Origin of the sequence: Streptomyces sp. NPDC094147 (assembly GCF_044764265.1) — a bacterium.
In the GTDB taxonomy this organism is placed as follows: domain Bacteria; phylum Actinomycetota; class Actinomycetes; order Streptomycetales; family Streptomycetaceae; genus Streptomyces.
In genome coordinates, this window is the sequence record NZ_JBIWHT010000002.1 from 113,192 (window position 1) to 131,200 (window position 18,009).

Here is an 18,009-nt window from a genome sequence, read left to right on the forward strand (position 1 = left end):
GTCCGGCGGATCATGTCTGGGGCGCGGGGGTCTGGCACGCCCATCTGCCGCGTTGTCGTCAGTTGCCGACTCCCCCAAGCTCTTGACGAGCAGGGGGGACCCCCATCGCGTCGCCGCCTTCCTCCGCCTTGCAGCTGCACGCACCAGACCCCCGCTCACCAGCACCCAAAGAGCACCGCCCGCTGTGGGCGACCAGATCCGCCGGACACGCCCTAGGGCTCTTGGCTTGTCTCCCGGGATTTCGGTTCGCCCGTGCCGCTCCCTTCGATTGCGTTCAGGACTTCACGCAGTACGCGCTGCTCGATGTCGCGCTCCTCCAAGAGCTGCCCGATACGCGCGGCGGCCGCCGCGGTGTCGGTCGGCAGTGCGGCGCGCACCAGCTGGCGCATCTCGCGGAGGCAATCCCCTTGCACAGAGTCCCTCGGCACGCGAGCAATCACTGTGGCGGGCGAGACATGAGTGACGGACCAGCATCCGGGCGTCTCTTCCGCCGCCCATACGACGGTGTGTTTGTCGGGCGCGAGGGTGAGCTGGGCATGGGGGCCGAGGACCTTGCTGATGGCCGGCATCGGGACGCCGTTCTTCCCGGCTTGTTCTGCCGCTTCCTCCGGGGTGGACACGATCATGCGGGAAGCGAGCGTCGCTGCCTCCCGCCGCCGGCGAGTGGCGGCGTCCTCGGCGACGCGATTCTGCGTGTGCCGCTGCGCTGTCTCCACATCATCCTGGTTTGCCGTTGTGGCGGCCCAGGCGTTCCGGATGCCTCCTAGCGCGTCGTGCTCCTCGTCTTCCCCTCCCTCGACCCAGGTGATCACGACGAACCGGCACTCCGGCATCGACGCCGGGTAGAGGACATGGCTGGCCACTTCAACCGTTTCCCAGTCGAGTGTTGGCACGTTCATGCGGAAGACGTGGCCGTCACGTGTCTCGCCCATGTCGTGCTCGGTCTCCCAGATGTGTCGGACATCGGGATTCCTCTTGACTTTGTCGATCAGCTCGCGCAGTTCGGCGTCATCCTGCTTGGTGGCCTGGGCGAACTTGAGCATCTTCACGTAGGCCGAGACGTGCTTGTCCCAGTCCTGGTACTGGAGGCGTGCCTCTGGAGCGGTCAGGGCCCACAGGATGAGGTTCGCGCCCGGCTCCACCACCCAGGGCCACCATTCGGCCATGGCGGTGTTGAAGGCGAGGATGTTCCAGTGCTGGTCGCACAGATAGGCGGGGCTGGGCGTCTGCCGGTCGATGAGCAGGCGCAGCGCCTGCTGGAGTTCCGGTTGCGCTACACCGTCTGGCGGGATCAGGCCGGAGCCGATGTTGCACAGCATGAGCGCATGCCGCTCGTCGCGGTCCAGACGGAGCAGGGCTGCCACGGACTCGCACTGCACGCGGGTTAGCCGCGGCGGTGTCGCGCCATGCTCGATCTTGCGATAGGTGCGCTCTCCCATGCCCAGAGCTTTGGCCGTCCTGGCCTGCGTGACGCGCGCGTTCCTGCGCCATCCGCGCAGCAGTGCGCCGAACCCTATGTACTGGCCGGCTGGTCGCTGTTCGCCGATATCCCTTCCGGAAGTGACCTCGTCCGCATCACCATTGCTGCCGAGGCTGCGTCCGTCTGAATTCACGAAAAACCCGCCTTACGCCTCCGAGGAGGCTCCCTTTTCCCGGGCACGCAAAGAGGTCCACCACCGATGCGCCGAACCTTCATCCGACCCTTCCCCTTAGGGCAGAGCATACGTAATTTTTGAGCAATCTTGACCATGGTGTGGGGTGGGCCATAAGGACACCTTGTCGCCCTCGCGCAATGTCGGCCGAAGTGCTTCCGAGGTAACGGTACATTCATGTCCGAACCGGACATTTGGCTGACCTTCGACTGGCGCAGCCTTGAAAACCGGCAAAACGTTGCCGGTTTTCGTTGCGATGCACTTCGGGCGATCCAGGCCTTCTTGTGCAGCTCGCCTTTGAGGCGCCCCTCAAGTGCCATTCCCCTTGCGTGGCAAGCGACTTGCAAGCCATGGGTTCGGAGAGAGTCGCATTTCGCCGGGATGCTCCATTCGGGCAAATGGGGCAAACGGGTCACGTTGACGCTCCCTGTGAGGCTTGGTTTAAATCACTCGACGAGAAGTCCGCCGCTGATCCTTGCCCACGGCTTCGTGGTCGGCAGGGTCATGACGGGATCTGTAGCGGACTTCGTCAGGGTCCGCTTGGATCGCCAAGCGCCGCCGGGAAGCCACCCGGGCGACGGCTTCTCGGCGCGGGCCCTCCGCTGCACCCAGCCCCCCCCCGCACAGAAAGACCGCTCGTGACCAAGTACACCTATCCGCTCCCGCTGCGCTGGGCCGATGCGGACGCATACGGGCACGTCAACAACGCGCTGTTCCTCCAGTACATGGAGGAGGCGCGGACGCGGATGGTTCAGGACATGCTGCCCGCTGACGAGGCCGGCCGCCGCCAGTGCGCCTTCGTGGTCAGCCAGTCCCTCGTCGACTACCGCGCTCCGCTGCAGTACCGCGAGGGGCCCGTAGACGTAGACGTCTGGGTAATCAGCTGCCGCGGGGCGAGGCTCGAACTCGGATACACCATCCGAGATGCCGAGCGCACCTATGCCGAGGCCACTACCAAGATGGCCGCGTACAACCTGGATACCGGCAGCCCGCGGCGTATCACTGACGCCGAGGTGGAATTCTTCGCTCGCTACACCGAATCCTGATGGCATCAACAGTAGGGGCGCCAAGGGGCTAGCCGAATCAGAAGTCAAGCTGCCGGCGACGTAGGCATGGGCCGAGTGCTGTCAAATTGTCGGCGTGGCTGGCGAGTTGAGGCGCGCGGAGGTGTGGTCGGGTCGGTGGCGGCTCTGGACGCACGCGCTGGTGGCTGTTCTCGGCCCGGTAGTTCAAGTACCTGGAGGAGTGGTGTTCCGCCGATGGCATGACCTCACGGTGAGCGGCACTGCAACTGTACTTGACAGCGCTCGTCACGCGACTGCGCCGGAGCCCTGCCTCGACCCCATTCGGTATTCGATCCAGAAAAAAGTAGGGATACTTCTTAAATTCAGGGAGGTCCTGAGTCCAGGCAGGTGAATGTCGGTCAAAGCGGCTGCCGGTGTGAGCATCCACGGCATGAGCAGCGTCGATGCGCTGACGTATCGAATGCCGCGTGCTGACCGTTCCCCGCGAGCGTGTTCCGTGACCGTGTTCCGCGAGATTGGTTCGTGAGGCACGGATCGCATAACGCTGACCTTCATCACGATTTAATATTCAAACTTGTTTATTTTGCGTGCGCTCCACTAAAGTCTGGTCGCATGTCAGAAGGACTATCCAAGATGAACCTCAAATCACGTGAGCTCGGGCAATTCCTCGCGGCGCGGCGATCTGAGATCACGCCCGAGCAGGTCGGTCTGCCCGCTGGAGCGCGCCGCCGTCCCGGCCTGCGTCGCGAAGAAGTGGCCCTGCTCGCCGGCGTGGGCGCCTCCTGGTACCAGTGGATCGAACAGGGGCGGGCCAAGAACGTCTCCCGCGAGATCCTTGAGGCGATTTCCGGCGTGCTCCGCCTGGATCCGGTTGAGCACCGCTACGTGATGAACCTGGCCGGGGTCGCCGATTTCGAGCGCGCCGAACCCGGGCACGACGAGCTGCTGATGTCCCAGGTGGTCGGGGCGTATCTACCGAACCCCGCATACGTGGTGGACCGGTACTGGAACGTCCTGTCCGCCAATGCTGCGATGGTGCGGCTCCTGGGCCTGAGTCCGGAGCGGAAGAACTATCTGCGCATGATGTGCGCCGAGCCGTCGTTCAAAGAACTGTTTGTCGACTGGGAGCAGGCGGCCGCTGATGCGATCGCCCGATTCAGGGCACACACGGGAAACTTCCTGGGAGACCCCGAGCTGTCCGATCTGATTGCCGACTTGCGTACCCGGAGCGAGGTGTTCGCACGGCTTTGGGAGGACCGCAGCGTCTCTGACGGATCCTGCACCGTACAGGAAATGCGGCACGCGGAACTGGGGTCGCTGAATTTCACCCGCGTCAGTCTCGACTTCACATGCCAGAGCGGATTTCGGCTGGTGCTGCTCACTTCGGACGAAGCCACTCGGTCGAAGATCGCGGTCTGGGGCCAGGCCGCCACGCCGCGGGAATACGGGCCCGCTGTGAAAGCCGCCGCGTAACAAGGGGATTGGGGACCATGACCACTTTGACCCGCTGGAACACTCCCGCCCACCGCATACGGTCGGTACGCATCGGTGAGCACACGCTCACGTATCTCCCGGACGGGGACGTCCAGTTGAGCCCGCGCGGCTGGTTGCCCGAGTCGGTCTCCGAGGACTGGACGGCGTCACGGTGCGGGGCGCTCCTTGATGGGGAAGGGTTTCTCGCGGCATCCATCGGCGGACTCCTCATCGAGCACGATGGAAGGTCGATGCTGATCGACGCGGGGTTCGGGCCGCGCAGATGGGGCGCCGCGCAAACCCATCCGGTACTCGGCGTACTCCAGGGAGGCAGCCTGGCCGACTCCCTCCGGCGGGTGGGGAAGGACCCCTCGGACCTGGAGCTGATTGCCTTCACGCACCTGCACGACGACCACTTCGGATGGGTGTTCAGCGCCCCGGGCAGCCCCTTCCAGGAGGCCAGGCTCGTTGCCTCGGAGCGGGAGTGGGCCTGGTGGCACGCCAGTTCGTCCGTACGCCGGCGGGGCGCGGCGAAGGATGGCGACGAGATCTTCCCCGGCGTCACCGCGTGGGTCACCCCCGGCCACACACCGGGGCACACCTCGTATGTGATCTCGTCCGGGAGCCGACGGCTGATCGCGTTCGGCGATGTCTTCCACAGCGCCGCCCAGCTGGACCGACCCGAGTGGCGAGTCTCGATGGACATGATCCCCGACGAGGCAGTCCACACCCGCAAGGCCGTGCTCGACGAATTGTCCCGGACCCACACCCTCGCATTCGGCAACCACTTCTCCGACGTACAGTTCGGCCGCGTACCGTCCAGGAGCGAGGGGCTTCTGTGGGAATCCATAGGCTCCGCCGAGGACGCGTGACCGCGGTGCGAACGCGTGGCAGCGGCGTGCACGCCTAGGGTGTCACGCGTACGAGCAACTGCTTTTTGCACAGGGCCTGTTCACTCCATATCCGGGGAGAGCAGGCCCTCTCTCTTGCCTTGTCCGTTCTTCCTTTCTCCCCTCTCCTTGTCCTGGACTCCCGCCTGGTGGTGGTGACGCCACCAGTGGTGTCACTGGTGGTTCCACTGAAGGCTGTCAACCTCCGTGTGCGAACACCATCATCGTGAGTGTGAGTTCGAGATTTGCAGTGGTCGGAGCGTATGGCTCCGGCAAGACCGTCCTGACCGAAGCCCTGGAATACCTGACCGGTTTGCCGCGGACCCAGGGCCCTCCCATGCGTGAGCCGATCGGCAGCGAGAACGCCTCCATCCACAACTGGACCGACGCGCAGGTGCTCCAGCTGACCGTCAACCGGTACGCGGAGCGCATCGCCGGCGAGGCCGCCCAGTCGAAGGGGTTCTTCTCCGATGGCTCCGTCCTGCACGAGTGGATCTACGCCAAGCTGCGCCTGGCGGTTGGCTCCTACCCGAGCACCGCATACCCGCTGGCCTCGCGCTATCGCGATCCGGTAACCCGGGCGTACGAACAAGTCGCCGACGAGATCGGCCTGTTGGCCAAGCGCCATGTGGTCCGAGGCGCGTACGAGGCGTTCTTCCACGTGCCGATCGAGTTCGATCTCGCCGAGAACAACCGGCCGATCAACGAGACGTTCCGCAAGCTTTCCGATGATCTGCTGCTGCCCGCGCTCCAGGAGTCCGGCATCCCTGTGCACAGGGTGACCGGACCGCTGGAGCAGCGCCTGGAGCAGGTCCTGAAGGTCACCGGTGTGAAGCCGGTGAGCACGGTGGCCGAGGCCGTCAAGAAGACCCAGAACGCCTGACCGGGCACCAGTGCAAGGACAACGACAACGCATGAGCAGCCACCTGAAGACCCCGAAGTTCAGCGAGAACCCAAACCTTCATCTCGCCATCTCCGGTACTTACTCCACCGGCAAGTCGACCACCACCGAGGCCCTGTCGATCGCCACCGGCATCCCCCGCACCCACGCCAAGACCTCGCGCGAACTGCTGGTCGACCTCGTCCCGGGCAAGACCGTCATGGAACTGAACGCGATGGAGCTGGTCAAGCTCGGTCTGCGCCGGTTCGAGGAGCGCGTCCACAACGAGGCCCGCGAGTCCGCGTTCATCTCGGACGGCGGCGTCTTCCACGAGTGGGTGTACTTCGAGGCCCGCATGCGCGTCGGCATCAACCCCGGCGCCACCTGGGGGTTCCGGGCCCTCAAGAAAGTCGCGGGGGTGCCGGTCAAGCACTTCTACCAGCGGTACACCGACACGCTCGGCGACATCACGCGTGCGCGCGCACAGCGCATCTACGACGCCTACGTGCACCTGCCCGTCGAGTTCGACATGGAACCCGACGGCCACCGGCCGGTGTCGGAGAAGTTCCGCCGCCTCTCCGACGACCTGCTCATCGAGTCCCTTGAGCGCATGGGCATCCCCTACCACGTCGTCGGCGGGCCGATCCCCGAGCGCATCGAGAAGATCGTGGAAATCTTCGACCTGCCGGTGGTCGTGCCCATCGAAGAGGCCATCGAGGAAGCCAAGCGCCGAGTGAAGGCCGACATCGAAGACCTCAAGGCTGACGCCCGCTTCCACGAACAGCAGCGCCAGAAGTCGCTGGCACGTCGCGTCGCCTGGGCCCTGCGCTACTGACGCTTCGCGCGCGCAGTAGGCCCCCCGCGGGCTCATCACGGCCGGTCGCGCCCACGCCGTGGAGCCTCACTCGACACGGTCCCGTGCCTCGCCCGGGGCGCGCCCCGGCGCCGTACCTCCCCAAATCCGCCGCATCGCGCCCTGAGTCCCCACAAATCCCACCACCGGAAGGAAGTTCCGACGTGACCGGCACCAAGCCGCGCCACCTCGGGGCGGTGCTAGCACTGCTGGCATTCGCCCAGATGATCATCGCGATCGACTACAACATCGTGTTCGTGTCCCTGCCGGAGATCGGCACGGCGCTCGGATTCAGCGCACAGAACCTCCAGTGGGTCGTCTCCGCCTACGCGGTCGCCTTCGGTGGATTCCTGCTCCTCGGCGGCCGCGCCACCGACCTCTTCGGCCGCAAGAACATGTTCGTCCTCGGCATGTTCCTGTACGCCGTGTCCTCCCTGGCCGGAGCTCTCGCCGCCGACCAGTGGCTGCTCATCGCCGCCCGCGCGGTACAGGGCCTCGGCGGCGCGTTCCTCGCCCCCGCGACCCTGTCCCTGGTCACCACGCTCTTCGCGGAGGGCGCGGAGCGCAACCGGGCCCTGTCGATCTGGGGCGGCGCCGGTGGTTCCGGCATGGTCCTCGGCTCCATCCTCGGCGGTCTGCTCACCGACGCCTTCGGCTGGTCCGCCGTGTTCTACGTGAACGTGCTGATGGCCGGTGCCGGCCTCGTCGCCGCTCTCGTGCTGCTGCCCAAGACCGAACGCAGCAGCACCAGCGGATTCGACCTGCCCGGCGCGGTCCTCGCCACCGTCGCCTCCACGCTGTTCGTCTTCGGCCTCGTCCAGGGGCCGGAGAAGGGCTGGAGCGCGCCCGTCGTCGTCTGGTCCCTGGTGGTCTCCGTCGTCCTCTTCGCGCTGTTCCTGATCGTGGAGTCGAAGACCGCCTCGCCGCTCGTGCCGCTGCGCCTGTTCCGCAACCGGAACCTGTCCACCGGCACCGTCATCACGTTCCTGTTCATGGCCACGTTCGGCGCGCTCGCGTACTTCCTGACCCAGCTGTGGCAGACCGTCCAGGGCTATAGCGCGTGGGCCACCGGCTTCGCTTTCGTCGTCCCGTCCGGCCTCGTGCTCATCGGAACCATCGTGGGCGGCAAGGCGGCGACCAAGCTCGGCGCCCGCAAGACCCTGCTGCTGTCCCTCGCCCTTGGCATCGTCGGCACCGCCGCGCTCGCTCTGGTCGTCGGCACCGACCGACCGTACGCGGCGCTCGTCGCCCCGCTCGCCGTGCTCTCGCTCGGCCAGGGCATGGTCTTCACCACCATGTTCGCCGCCGCCTCCACCGGCGTCGCGGCCGAGGACCAGGGCATCGGTGGCGGCATCGCCACCACGGGCCAGCAGATCGGCGGAGCCGTCGGCCTCGCCGTCCTGATCGCGCTCGCCGCCTCCTTCAACGGCCCGGACGCCGCGCACGACCCGGCGCAGCTCGTCGACGGCATCAAGGCCGCCACCTGGGCCATCGCTGCGGGCATCGGGCTGACCGTCCTCGCCGCGCTGAACCTGCGATCGGCCCCCGCCACCGCCGACACCACGGGCACCGCGGAGCGGGAGATGGCCGGTAGCCGCGCCTGACCGGCGCCCACCGCACGGGGTGGCGCCCGGCGGCATCCGCCACGAGCAGCCACGGCGCCACCCCGCCATCCCACACCCGCACTTCACGCCCCGAACGGGGGAGTAACCCATGACCACCCAGGCTTCCACCCTGGTCCATCCGTCCGTCGACGACGCGCTCGGAGATCGCACCGGCCGGTTCTTCGGCGAGGGTTTCAAGCGCGTCACCCATGCCCTGACCGCCATCGACGTCGCTCCGGCCACCGGCCGCATCGAGGCCACCGCCGGGCTGCACGTCCCCGGAACCTGGTCGCGGAAGGGAGAGATCCAGCAGCGTCCCCACCTGTCGACGATCGACGCGATGCTGTTCGCCGCGCAGCTCACCGGCCTGTACACCAGGCACACCTTCGAGCACGATCCCACCCGGTTCGCCGTCCGTGGCGTGCGGATCCGAGCCGGGGCCCGGCCCGACGAGGACGGTCTCGACCGGTTCGCCGCCTCCGCCGTCCACGTGTCCACCCACGACGGGCCCGGCGGCGAGCAGATCACCGTGACGGACTGCCGAGTCGGCTCCATGAACGTCACCGTCACTGCCGCCCACCCAGCCGGAACCCCGGTCGCCACGCCCGGCTGCTACGCCTCGGCCGACCAGCTGCCCGGCGTGTGGAACCAGACTCCCTACGGCGTCGACCACCACGCCCAGTCGCAACTGCTCACCGACGTACGCGTCGACATGGAGACCCTGCGCGCCGACGCCCTCCTGGAGCTGACCGGGCCCGGCGTGTTCACGCCGATCGACCTGTTCGTCTGCGCGCTCCAGCTCGGCCAGGTGCTGCTGTACGAGCTCGACGGCGTCGACCGGGGCACGTCCAACACGCTGTGGATGCGCAGGACCGACATCACGGTCGTCCCGGCGCCCGTACCCGCCGAGGACAGGTTCTCCGCCCGTGTGGAGCGGGCCCAGGAACTGCGCACGCGACAGGGCACCTGGCGCACCGGGCGGATCCGCGCCGAGCACGCCGGCCTCTCCCTGGCCTGCGACGTCACCCACCTCCTTCCCTGAAGCACCGCAAGGAGAACAGGCATGTCTTCTGCCCTGATTGGCCTCGGCACCTACCTTCCCCCGCGCCGTGTCACGAACGAAGAACTCGCCGACCGGTTCGACACCAGTGACGAGTGGATCACCACCCGCACCGGCATCCGCACCCGCCGATGGGCCGACACCGGCGTCTCGACCAGCGACCTCGCCGTCGCCGCGGGCGAGCGGGCGCTGAAGTCCGCCGGCATCGCTCCCGGCGACGTGGACGCTGTCGTGCTGGCCACCACCACCCCCGACCATCCATGCCCCGCGACGGCGCCCGACGTCGCCGCACGCCTGGGTGTCGGCAACGTCGCCGCGTACGACATAGCAGCCGTGTGCTCCGGCTTCCTGTACGCACTGGCGCTCGGGCACGGGCAGATCTCCTGCGGGCAGGCCCAGCGCGTCTTGGTGATCGGAGCGGAGACGTACTCGTCGATCCTCAACCCGGCAGACCGCACCACCAGTGTCATCTTCGGCGACGGGGCCGGCGCGGTCGTCCTCGCCGCCCGAGACGGCGCGGACGACGCCGCCACAGGCGGGCCCGGCGCGGTCCTCGGCGTGGACCTCGGCTCGGACGGCGCCCACAAGGAGCTCATCCGCATTCCCGCGGGCGGCTCCCGCCAGCGCACCACCCCCGGCGAAGTCCCGGAAGCCGACCACTACTTCACGATGGAGGGCAAGGCCGTCTTCCGCCAGGCCGTCACCCGCATGGGAGGCTCCGCCACGGCGCTGCTCGACCGTGTCGGGTGGAGCCACGACAGCGTGGACCACCTCGTCGGCCACCAGGCCAACGTGCGGATCCTCAAGGCGCTGGCCGACTACCTGGAAATCCCCGTCGAGCGGGCCGTCATCAACATCGACCGGGTCGGCAACACCTCTGCCGCCTCCATTCCGCTGGCCCTCGCCGACGCCGCGGCACAAGGCCGCCTCAAGCCCGGCGACCGCACCCTCCTCACCGCGTTCGGCGGCGGCCTCACCTGGGCCTCGGCGGCGATCACGTGGCCCGACATCACACCTGTGTGACAACTCCGCCTGCGGCGGCCGCCGTTCGGCGACCCCGCGCGACAACGATTAAGGACACCACCATGAGCACGGCCATCACCCCCACGATCTCCGGCCTCGAACGCCAGGTCCTGGACCTCCTCATCAGCGAGTACGAAGCTCCCGCCGAGACCACCGGACAGACGGACTTCGAACTCCTCGGCTTCGACTCTCTCGTCCTGGTCGAAGTCGGTGTCGCCCTGACGAAGAGGTACGGCGTCGAGGTCGGCGACGACGAGCTCAAGAGTGCGGGCAACGCGGCCCGGACTGCTCAACTCCTCGTCTCCAAAGGCGTCATCGCCTGATCCTGTTCACCAGCCCTCGGGGCGGTCCAGGTACCGCCCCCACCTCCCGCCCCGAGGGCTGTTCCTCGTACCCGAAGGAACTTGTCATGGGACGCACCCGGATCGCGTACTTCGACGTCGACGGCACCCTCACCACCGGCACCAGCCTCTTCCAATTCCTTGATTACTACTTGACGGCCACGGGGCAACCGCCGCAGACCTACCAACAGGCGCGGCAGAAGCTGAAGGCCATGACCGCTATGGGAGTCTCCCGAGAGGAGACGAACCGGTCCTACTTCGACAACCTCGCCGGCGCGCACGCAGCCGACGTCGCAGACCTGGCACGGGAATGGTTCCAGGCCGAGCTCTCCCAGAGCGGATACTTCAACCCGTACACCGTCAAAGCCCTGTTCGAGCACCAGGCAGCTGGGCACATGACGGTCCTCGTATCCGGCTCGTTCCCCGCGCTCCTCAAGCCGATCGCCACCCATCTGGGCATCGACGAGACCTGGTGCACGGCCCCAGAGATCAGTCAGGGCCGCTACACGGGGCGGCTCGCCGCACCGCCGATGATCGGTCGGCGCAAGGCTGATGCCGTCCGCACCTCCGCCTCCGTCCATCAGGCCGACCTCGGCGAGTGCACCGCATACGGCGACCACGTCTCCGATCTGCCCATGCTGGAGACGACCGGACACGCCGTGGTGGTTGGGGGAGACGACGACCTGCGCAAGACCGCCCAGGCCCGCGGTTGGCTGCTGCTGCCCTTCGCAACCCTTGAAACCGCGCCCCTCCAGAAGTGAGCCGTGATCGGTCCGGACCGCCCCCCCCGCATGTCCGGCCTGGACCCGTTCGCACGCCATGAAGAGCCGCCACGGATCCCGAACCCCGCCCCCCACACCTTTGCGCCACCACTACCGAGCAGAACGAAGGTCCCCGCATGCGTGCCGTTGCTATCCCCGCCTTCGGGGAACCCGGCGTCCTGACCGTCGCCGAACTCCCGGTCCCCGATCCGGGCCCCGGCCAGATCCGCGTGCGCACCGCCGCCGCTGCCGTCAACCCCACCGACCTGATGCTGCGCTCCGGCGCCGTCGCCGCCTACGTCGAGCACCTGACCGCTCCCTACGTCCCCGGCATGGATGTGTCAGGCGTCGTCGATGCCGTCGGAGTCGCCACCGATGCCGGTCAAGTCTTCCAAGTCGGCGAGCAAGTCATGGCGTTCGTCAATCCCTTCGCCGAAGGGCGCGGTGCGCAGGCCGAGTTCGTCATCGTCGACGCCGCCGACGCGATTGCGGTCCCACCCACCGTGGACCTGCACGCTGCCGCGACGCTTCCGATGAACGGCCTCACCGCACACGAGGCGGTCACCGTCCTCAGCCTGCCCAAGGGTTCCACGGTCGTTGTCACGGGCGCCACCGGTGCCGTCGGTGGCTACGCCGTCCAGCTCGCGAAGCACCACGGACACAAGGTCATAGCGGCCGCATACGAGCGGGACCGGGACCTGGTCACTGCACTGGGCGCCGACCACGTCGTCGACCGGTCCGCGGGGATCGCCGGCTACCGCGAGGTGCTCCCGCACGGTGCGGACGCGGTGATCGACGCTGCCGTCACCGGCACCACTGCCCTCGGGCTCGTGCGCGACGGCGGTCAACTCGTCAAGGTCCGCCCCTACGACCTCGACACCGAGCGGGACATCACCATCCACCGCGTCTATGTCGTCGACTACCAGCCCAAGCGACAGGCCCTCGCCGAGATGGCGGACCTCGCGGCGCGCGGGCTGCTCACTCCGAGGGTGGCCGGCCTGTTCGAGCCGGTGGACGCCCACCTTGCCCACCGGGCCTTGGAGAACGGCGGAGTACGAGGGCGCCAGCTCATCACCTTCTGACGCCGCGTCAGTCACTCCCAGCGCCTGGGAAGTTTGGCGCCAGGAGGTGTACCGCGACGGACGGTCGACGCAGGTCACAGCCGAGAGGTGTACCGCTTCAACGTCCAACTGTTCCCACACACGCCCCCTGGCCCGCACCAGTGCAGGTCAGGGGGCGTTTCCATGTCTTCTCGCGGTGTCGGCCGGCGGTGGGGCCGGGTCCGTGGTGCGAGCAGGGTGTGTCAGCCGTCGGAGTCAGGTGACGGGATGTAGGCGCCGGGTACGTCGTTCGGTGCGTAGATCGTGTTCTCGCCGGGGTACGGCTTCGACCAGTTGTGGGTCTGGTACCAGGTGAAGTGGTTCATCTGCGCGGGGTTCGCGAAGTCGGGCACGGCATGGGGGCCGGTCAGCCGCTGCTTCGACTTCCAGGTGTTCCACTCCGCCGCGAGCGACTGCTTGTCGGCAGGCACCTTGGTCGCCGGTACGGCAACCGCCTTGGGGTCCTGCGGCGCCGGGGTGTCCACACCGCAGGGGGGCGGGGTGCTCAGACCGTCGGTCAGCGAGGTCCGGTTGGGCAGCGCCTTGAACGGGGTGGAGTCCGGGTGACGGGTGAACGCCCCGCGCATCGGGCTGGCCGCGCTGTCCTTCTGGTTCATCGGGCGGATTCCGAGGATCTGCTCGATCGTCCGGATCATCGTGATCTGCGAGTAGTAGTGGCTGTCGACGGTGCCGTGCTGGGCCCAGGGGCTGATGATCTGGATCGGCGCACGGTGGCCGTCGACGTGGTCGAGGCCGGCCTGGGAGTCGTCCTCGACAACGAAGATCGCCGAGTCCTTCCAGTACTTGCTGTGGGAGATCTCGTCGACGATCCTGCCGGTCGCGAGGTCGTTGTCCGCGACCTGGGCGGCGGGGCCCGCCGGACCGCCGGTGTGGTCGCTGGAGAGCCAGAGCATGTTCAGGTTCGACGGACCGTTCTTCTCGAAGTCCTGCTTCCAGATCTGCTCCCGGTAGATGTCCGGGACGCTGGTGTCGAACTTCGGGAAACCGGGCACCGACACGCTGTTGAGTGACGGGATCGGCGAGGACGAGTTCAGGGCGTAGGCGGTGCCCTGCCCGGTCGTGCCCATGTTCTTGGCGTCGCAGTACAGGTTCTGCCAACTCGCGGCCGCCGGCTTGGTCAGGAACTGCTGGAACTCGCCGAAGTCCCGCACGGACTTCCCCGCCGCCTGCGCACCGGTCCACAGGAAGCCGGTCCGCTGGTGGCCCAGAGCGTCGTCCTCGGTGTCGTAACTGCGCGCGTACTCACCGGCCGAGGACTCGGTGTACTCCGGATTGTCGGCCTGCATGAGCCAGTTGTGGCCCTCGGCGGAGTTGGTGCCGATGTCGTACGTGTTGTCGTACAGCCCGAACTGCTCGGCAAGCGCGTGCTGGTTGGGCGTCACGTTCTCGCCGAACTGTGTCAGCGACGGGTTGCCGTTGCCCTTCGCGATGTCGCCGTAGACCTGGTCGTAGGTCCGGTTCTCCTTGACGATGAGGAAGACGTGCTTGATCGTCGAGGGGTCGCCGATCCGCGCCGGGACCGGCACCGGCTTCGCCCTGCTGCTCTTGTCGGCCAGCGCGACCGCGTCCTCGCTCCAGCCGTTCTGCCGGAAGACCTTGGCGGTCTCGGACCTGATGACACGGTCGCTGGGCAGCGTGAACTGCGTCAGGCTCGACGTCGTGTCGTGGGTGCCGTGGCCGGCGCTGTCGGGGCGGCGGGCGTCGATGCCACGGGTGTTGGAGACCACCACCTTGTTGCCGGCCGTGGCGATCTCCGCCGGGAAGTAGTCCGTCGGGAGCAGGCCGACGTAACTGACCGGCTCCTGCGGGGTCGCGTACCGGTAGACGGCGACGGCGTTGGCGCGGCCGAGCGTCACCAGCAGGTGACCGTCGTCGGTGAGTGTCACCGCGTTGGGCTCGTAGCCGACCGACGCCTGCGGCCACGGCTGGGTGGAGATGGTCTGCACGACCTTGTCGTTGGCGGTGTTGATGACCGACACGGTGTTGTCGGCGGTGTTGGTGACGAACACCGCCCCGCGCTTGGCGTACACGGCGGTCGGGTGCAGACCGACGCCGACGGTCCCGACGGCGGCGGACGGGTTCGCCAGGTTGATGACGCTGACCGTGCCGGTGGTGGTGGCACCGGTCACCGGGCTGGCCGGCACCTGGGTGCCGTAGGAGTTGAGCGTGGAGTCGCCGGGCTTCGCCGGTCGTCCGCCCTCGTTGCTGACGTAGATCTTGTTGCCGACCCGGACCATGTCGCGCGGGGCGTTGCCCACGGCCCAGCTGTGCTTGACGGTCCCGGTGGCCGTGTCGATGGCGACCGCGCGGTTCTGGCCGTTGACGGCGGCGTACACGGTGGAGCCGTCGGCCGAGAACACCGCCGCACCCACCAGGGCGTGCTGGGTGCCCTGGACCGGGATCGGGACGGCCGTCGGGTGGGAGAGGGTGCCGTCCGGGTTCACGGTGAACCTGGTGTAGCCGTCGGCCTGGCCCAGCCACAGCTGCGAGCCGTCGGGCGAGTATGTCGGGCCTTCCTGGCCGACGGCGCCGCTGGTGATGCGCAGGTCGTCCGCCGAGGAGCTGCCGACGCGCTGCTTCACCTGCCCGGTCTTGAGGTCCACGACGACCAGCGCCGCATCACCGTCGGTGACCGCGGCCGCGAGGTGGCGGCCGTCCGGGCTGACCGTCGACGACATGATCTTGCCGTCGTTGAGGACGGTGCGGCTGCCGTACGGGGCGATGTACTGGTCGCTGGAGATGACCTGGCCCTTGGCGGTGACCTGGCCGACCTGCTCGGTGCCGAACTGGCGCGTTTCGGCGACGGCGGTGCCGGCGGCCAGGGCGGCCGTGGTGATGCATGCCGTGACCAGCGTTGCCCGGCGGCCGACCCGTCTGCCGAGCAGGACGAAGTACTCGTTCTCGACTTGTCGACGGCGGCGCGTTATCTGCATGGCGTCATCCCTTCGGGGTGGTGGAGAGCAGTTCGACGTTGGCGTCGAACTGCCAGAGCGGGTTCGGTGCGTCCCCGGCCGGGGTCCGTACCAGGAAGAAGCCGTTCACCTCCTTCGGTCCGTCGCCATCGGCCACGAACCGCCCGTCTGCGGCGACATCGAGCTGGTAGATGGCCGTGCCCGTGGTCTCGACGCCGGGCAGATGCCAGGAGACGACGCAACGCCAGTCGTTGCCCGGCCCCTCGGCCGCGACCTGGCCGGCGCCCTTGTTGCACGCCGCCGTGGCCCGCAGCTGCGCCTCGGTGACGTCGGGGCGGTTGAGCTGCTTGGTCTGCATGCGGTAGAGGTGGGCGAATGCCGTGGCGACCGACCGCTGCACCTTGTCCTGCTCGATTCCGGAACCCGTCAACGGGGTCGGGGACGCCACGGCGACGGCCGTGACCGTGAGGGCGCCCAGTGCGACCAGCGGCAGCAGCGCGGTGGTGAGCGCGCGGCGCCCGGAGCCGTCGTAGGCCAGGTCGGTGAAGTCGCGCCGCAGGAACAGCAGATAGGCCAGCGCGGTCGCGAGCACGGCCCACACCAGGTCGACGGCGATGCCGATCAGCAGCGGGCCGACCTGCGCCGGATCGGCGAACAGACCGTTCCAGGCGATGAAGGCGTAGCTGGGCAGCGCGAGTCGTACGGCGACGGGCAGCGGCAGCATCTGGGCGAGCTGCATCGTGAGCGCGACGACCGCGGGCAGCAGCAGCCCCATCGGGGACCGTCCCAGCGCGACCGACCCGAGCAGTCCGATCGCGGCGAGGGCCAACGTCGGGGCGAGCGCGCACATCCAGGCGAGGAGGACCTTCCCGGCGGCGTCCGAAGGCGCCAGCAGGTGCCCGTCGAGGCCGACCAGCGGCTGGTTGCCGACCGCCAGGACCCCGCCGACCGCGCCGGAACAGGCCAGCCCGGCCACGAGCAGCAGGATGACGGTGAGGCTGGCCAGCGACTTCGCCACGAAGATCCGTCGGGGCGACCGGACCACCACGAGCAGGTGGCGCCAGGTGCCGAGCCGGTCCTCGGAGGCGAACACGTCGCCGGCGACCAGCGAGGTCAGCAGCGGGAGCGCCCAGGTGCCCGAGAAGCCGAGCAGCACCAGCGGTCCGGCCCACCCCGTGGCGTGCATCCAGCGACCGAACAGGGTGTCCGAGGGGAGCGTGCTCTGCTGGCCCACCGCCGCGACGAACAGCGCCGGTGCGATCCAGCAGGCCAGGACCAGCAGCCGGATCCGCCACTGCGAAACCAGTTTGACCAGCTCGAAGCGGTAGCAGCGCGGCACCGAGACGCGACTGGCAACGGCGGCAGGGGCGTTGACTGTGGCCGAGATCATCTGCCCTCCTCCTGCGGCTCGGTGAGGGCGAGGAACGCGGCTTCGAGCGGGGACACCACGGGGGTGAGCTCGCGCACCGCGATGCCCGCGTGCACGAGCCCCGCCACCAGTTCGTCGAGGGCGGGCACCAGCGCGCGCACGACGAGCCGCTCGGCGTCGTGCCGGGCCCCCGCGTCTTCGAGGACGTGCACCCCGGCGGTGCTGACAGCCACCCGGCGGGCGGCCTGCCGGTCGGAGGCGAGGAGCCGGTAGTCGAGTTCACGGTTCTCGGTGGCCAGCTTGCTCAGCGGGCCGGAGAAGACGACCCGTCCGGTGGCGAGGATGGTGACCTCGGAGCACAGCGCTTCGAGGTCGTCCATGCGGTGGCTCGAAAGCACCACGGTGGTTCCGTTCGCCGCGAGCCGGGTGAGGACACCGTGGACGTGTTTCTGGCCGGCCGGGTCGAGGCCGTTGGACGGCTCGTCCAGCACGAGCAGCCGGGGCTTGGTGAGCAGGGCGGCGGCGAGCCCGAGCCGCTGACGCATGCCGAGGGAGAAACCGCGGGTCCGGTCGTCGGCGACGTCGGTGAGCCCGACCTGGTCGAGCACGTCGTCGATTCCCGCTGTCCGCGCGTCGCTGCCGCGGAGCGCGGCCATCGCGGCGAGGTTCTGCCGGGCGGTGAGCGAGGGGTAGAGACCGGGCCCGTCCACGAAGCCGGCGACACCGTCAGGGGCGGCCGGCTTCCGCCCCACCGGCGTACCCAGGATCTCCAGACGGCCGCTGTCGGCGACGGCCAGACCCAGCAGGAGGCCGAGCAGCGTGGTCTTGCCGGCGCCGTTCGGCCCGACCAGACCGTGTATCTGCCCCTGTGCCACATCCAGATCGATGCCGTCGAGTGCGACGACGTCGCCGAAGCATTTGGTGATCCCGTGTGCCCGGATGGAAAGGAGTGCGTCCATGGGTCCCTTCTTTCGAAGCCTCCAGGGAACTTAGGGACGCCACAAAGCGCAAGCAGGAACAGCGAGTTGAACGTTCCGGGAACGCG

At 68.2% G+C, this 18,009-nt stretch carries 15 protein-coding genes; 11 read left to right on the top strand and 4 right to left on the bottom strand.

Annotation, left to right across the window (positions count from 1 at the left end; translation table 11 throughout):
- Positions 1-212 precede the first annotated feature (212 nt).
- The gene (locus ACIQ8J_RS05935; RefSeq protein WP_403267313.1) at positions 213-1,613 is read right to left on the bottom strand and encodes a helix-turn-helix transcriptional regulator; all 1,401 of its coding nucleotides are present in this window, start codon (positions 1,611-1,613) and stop codon (positions 213-215) included.
- A gap of 677 nt (positions 1,614-2,290) precedes the next feature.
- Here ACIQ8J_RS05935 and ACIQ8J_RS05940 point away from each other — a divergent pair.
- The 11 genes from ACIQ8J_RS05940 (at position 2,291) to ACIQ8J_RS05990 (ending at position 12,644) form a co-directional block, all read left to right on the top strand.
- A complete protein-coding gene (locus tag ACIQ8J_RS05940) occupies positions 2,291-2,698 on the top strand; it encodes an acyl-CoA thioesterase (RefSeq protein WP_403267310.1) in 408 nt (135 codons plus the stop codon).
- 612 nt (positions 2,699-3,310) lie between these two features.
- Positions 3,311-4,150 carry a helix-turn-helix transcriptional regulator gene (locus ACIQ8J_RS05945; protein WP_403267308.1) on the top strand — a complete coding sequence of 280 codons (840 nt, stop codon included), beginning with the start codon at positions 3,311-3,313 and terminating at the stop codon, positions 4,148-4,150.
- Positions 4,151-4,167: 17 nt separating this feature from the next.
- A complete protein-coding gene (locus ACIQ8J_RS05950) occupies positions 4,168-5,022 on the top strand; it encodes an MBL fold metallo-hydrolase (protein WP_403267305.1) in 855 nt (284 codons plus the stop codon).
- A gap of 268 nt (positions 5,023-5,290) precedes the next feature.
- The gene (locus tag ACIQ8J_RS05955; RefSeq protein ID WP_403607763.1) at positions 5,291-5,923 is read left to right on the top strand and encodes an AAA family ATPase; all 633 of its coding nucleotides are present in this window, start codon (positions 5,291-5,293) and stop codon (positions 5,921-5,923) included.
- 31 nt (positions 5,924-5,954) lie between these two features.
- Positions 5,955-6,755 carry an ATP-binding protein gene (locus tag ACIQ8J_RS05960; protein WP_403267300.1) on the top strand — a complete coding sequence of 267 codons (801 nt, stop codon included), beginning with the start codon at positions 5,955-5,957 and terminating at the stop codon, positions 6,753-6,755.
- 182 nt (positions 6,756-6,937) lie between these two features.
- Positions 6,938-8,377, top strand: coding sequence for an MFS transporter (locus ACIQ8J_RS05965; protein WP_403267297.1), 1,440 nt, complete (start codon positions 6,938-6,940; stop codon positions 8,375-8,377).
- A gap of 109 nt (positions 8,378-8,486) precedes the next feature.
- A complete protein-coding gene (locus ACIQ8J_RS05970) occupies positions 8,487-9,419 on the top strand; it encodes an AvrD family protein (RefSeq protein WP_403267294.1) in 933 nt (310 codons plus the stop codon).
- Positions 9,420-9,440: 21 nt separating this feature from the next.
- Positions 9,441-10,460, top strand: coding sequence for a beta-ketoacyl-ACP synthase III (locus ACIQ8J_RS05975; RefSeq protein WP_403267292.1), 1,020 nt, complete (start codon positions 9,441-9,443; stop codon positions 10,458-10,460).
- A 62-nt stretch (positions 10,461-10,522) separates the two neighbouring features.
- Entirely contained in the window at positions 10,523-10,783 is a 261-nt protein-coding gene (locus ACIQ8J_RS05980) for an acyl carrier protein (RefSeq protein WP_403267290.1), read from the top strand.
- Positions 10,784-10,869: 86 nt separating this feature from the next.
- A complete protein-coding gene (locus ACIQ8J_RS05985) occupies positions 10,870-11,562 on the top strand; it encodes an HAD family hydrolase (RefSeq protein ID WP_403267286.1) in 693 nt (230 codons plus the stop codon).
- Positions 11,563-11,699: 137 nt separating this feature from the next.
- Positions 11,700-12,644, top strand: coding sequence for an NADP-dependent oxidoreductase (locus tag ACIQ8J_RS05990; RefSeq protein ID WP_403267283.1), 945 nt, complete (start codon positions 11,700-11,702; stop codon positions 12,642-12,644).
- 221 nt (positions 12,645-12,865) lie between these two features.
- On the opposite strand, the gene ACIQ8J_RS05995 is transcribed toward ACIQ8J_RS05990, so the two are convergent.
- The 3 genes from ACIQ8J_RS05995 to ACIQ8J_RS06005 are packed head-to-tail and all read right to left on the bottom strand — an operon-like array spanning position 12,866 to position 17,923.
- On the bottom strand, positions 12,866-15,616 hold the full coding sequence (locus ACIQ8J_RS05995; RefSeq protein WP_403267280.1) for an alkaline phosphatase family protein: 2,751 nt from the start codon (positions 15,614-15,616) through the stop codon (positions 12,866-12,868).
- A 4-nt stretch (positions 15,617-15,620) separates the two neighbouring features.
- Positions 15,621-16,985, bottom strand: a complete 1,365-nt coding sequence (locus ACIQ8J_RS06000; protein WP_403267277.1) for an ABC transporter permease — start codon at positions 16,983-16,985, stop codon at positions 15,621-15,623.
- Entirely contained in the window at positions 16,982-17,923 is a 942-nt protein-coding gene (locus tag ACIQ8J_RS06005) for an ABC transporter ATP-binding protein (protein ID WP_403267274.1), read from the bottom strand. The genes ACIQ8J_RS06000 and ACIQ8J_RS06005 overlap by 4 nt, the downstream gene beginning before the upstream one ends.
- Between the last annotated feature and the right edge of the window lie 86 nt (positions 17,924-18,009).

Bases quoted from the DNA above. Each gene is read 5' to 3' on its own strand.
- ACIQ8J_RS05945 (WP_403267308.1), top strand. From the start codon at position 3,311: ATGAACCTCAAATCACGTGAGCTCGGGCAATTCCTCGCGGCGCGGCGA.
- ACIQ8J_RS05950 (WP_403267305.1), top strand. From the start codon at position 4,168: ATGACCACTTTGACCCGCTGGAACACTCCCGCCCACCGCATACGGTCG.
- ACIQ8J_RS05960 (WP_403267300.1), top strand. From the start codon at position 5,955: ATGAGCAGCCACCTGAAGACCCCGAAGTTCAGCGAGAACCCAAACCTT.
- ACIQ8J_RS05970 (WP_403267294.1), top strand. From the start codon at position 8,487: ATGACCACCCAGGCTTCCACCCTGGTCCATCCGTCCGTCGACGACGCG.
- ACIQ8J_RS05975 (WP_403267292.1), top strand. From the start codon at position 9,441: ATGTCTTCTGCCCTGATTGGCCTCGGCACCTACCTTCCCCCGCGCCGT.
- ACIQ8J_RS05980 (WP_403267290.1), top strand. From the start codon at position 10,523: ATGAGCACGGCCATCACCCCCACGATCTCCGGCCTCGAACGCCAGGTC.
- ACIQ8J_RS05985 (WP_403267286.1), top strand. From the start codon at position 10,870: ATGGGACGCACCCGGATCGCGTACTTCGACGTCGACGGCACCCTCACC.
- ACIQ8J_RS05990 (WP_403267283.1), top strand. From the start codon at position 11,700: ATGCGTGCCGTTGCTATCCCCGCCTTCGGGGAACCCGGCGTCCTGACC.
- ACIQ8J_RS05995 (WP_403267280.1), bottom strand. From the start codon at position 15,616: ATGCAGATAACGCGCCGCCGTCGACAAGTCGAGAACGAGTACTTCGTC.
- ACIQ8J_RS06000 (WP_403267277.1), bottom strand. From the start codon at position 16,985: ATGATCTCGGCCACAGTCAACGCCCCTGCCGCCGTTGCCAGTCGCGTC.
- ACIQ8J_RS06005 (WP_403267274.1), bottom strand. From the start codon at position 17,923: ATGGACGCACTCCTTTCCATCCGGGCACACGGGATCACCAAATGCTTC.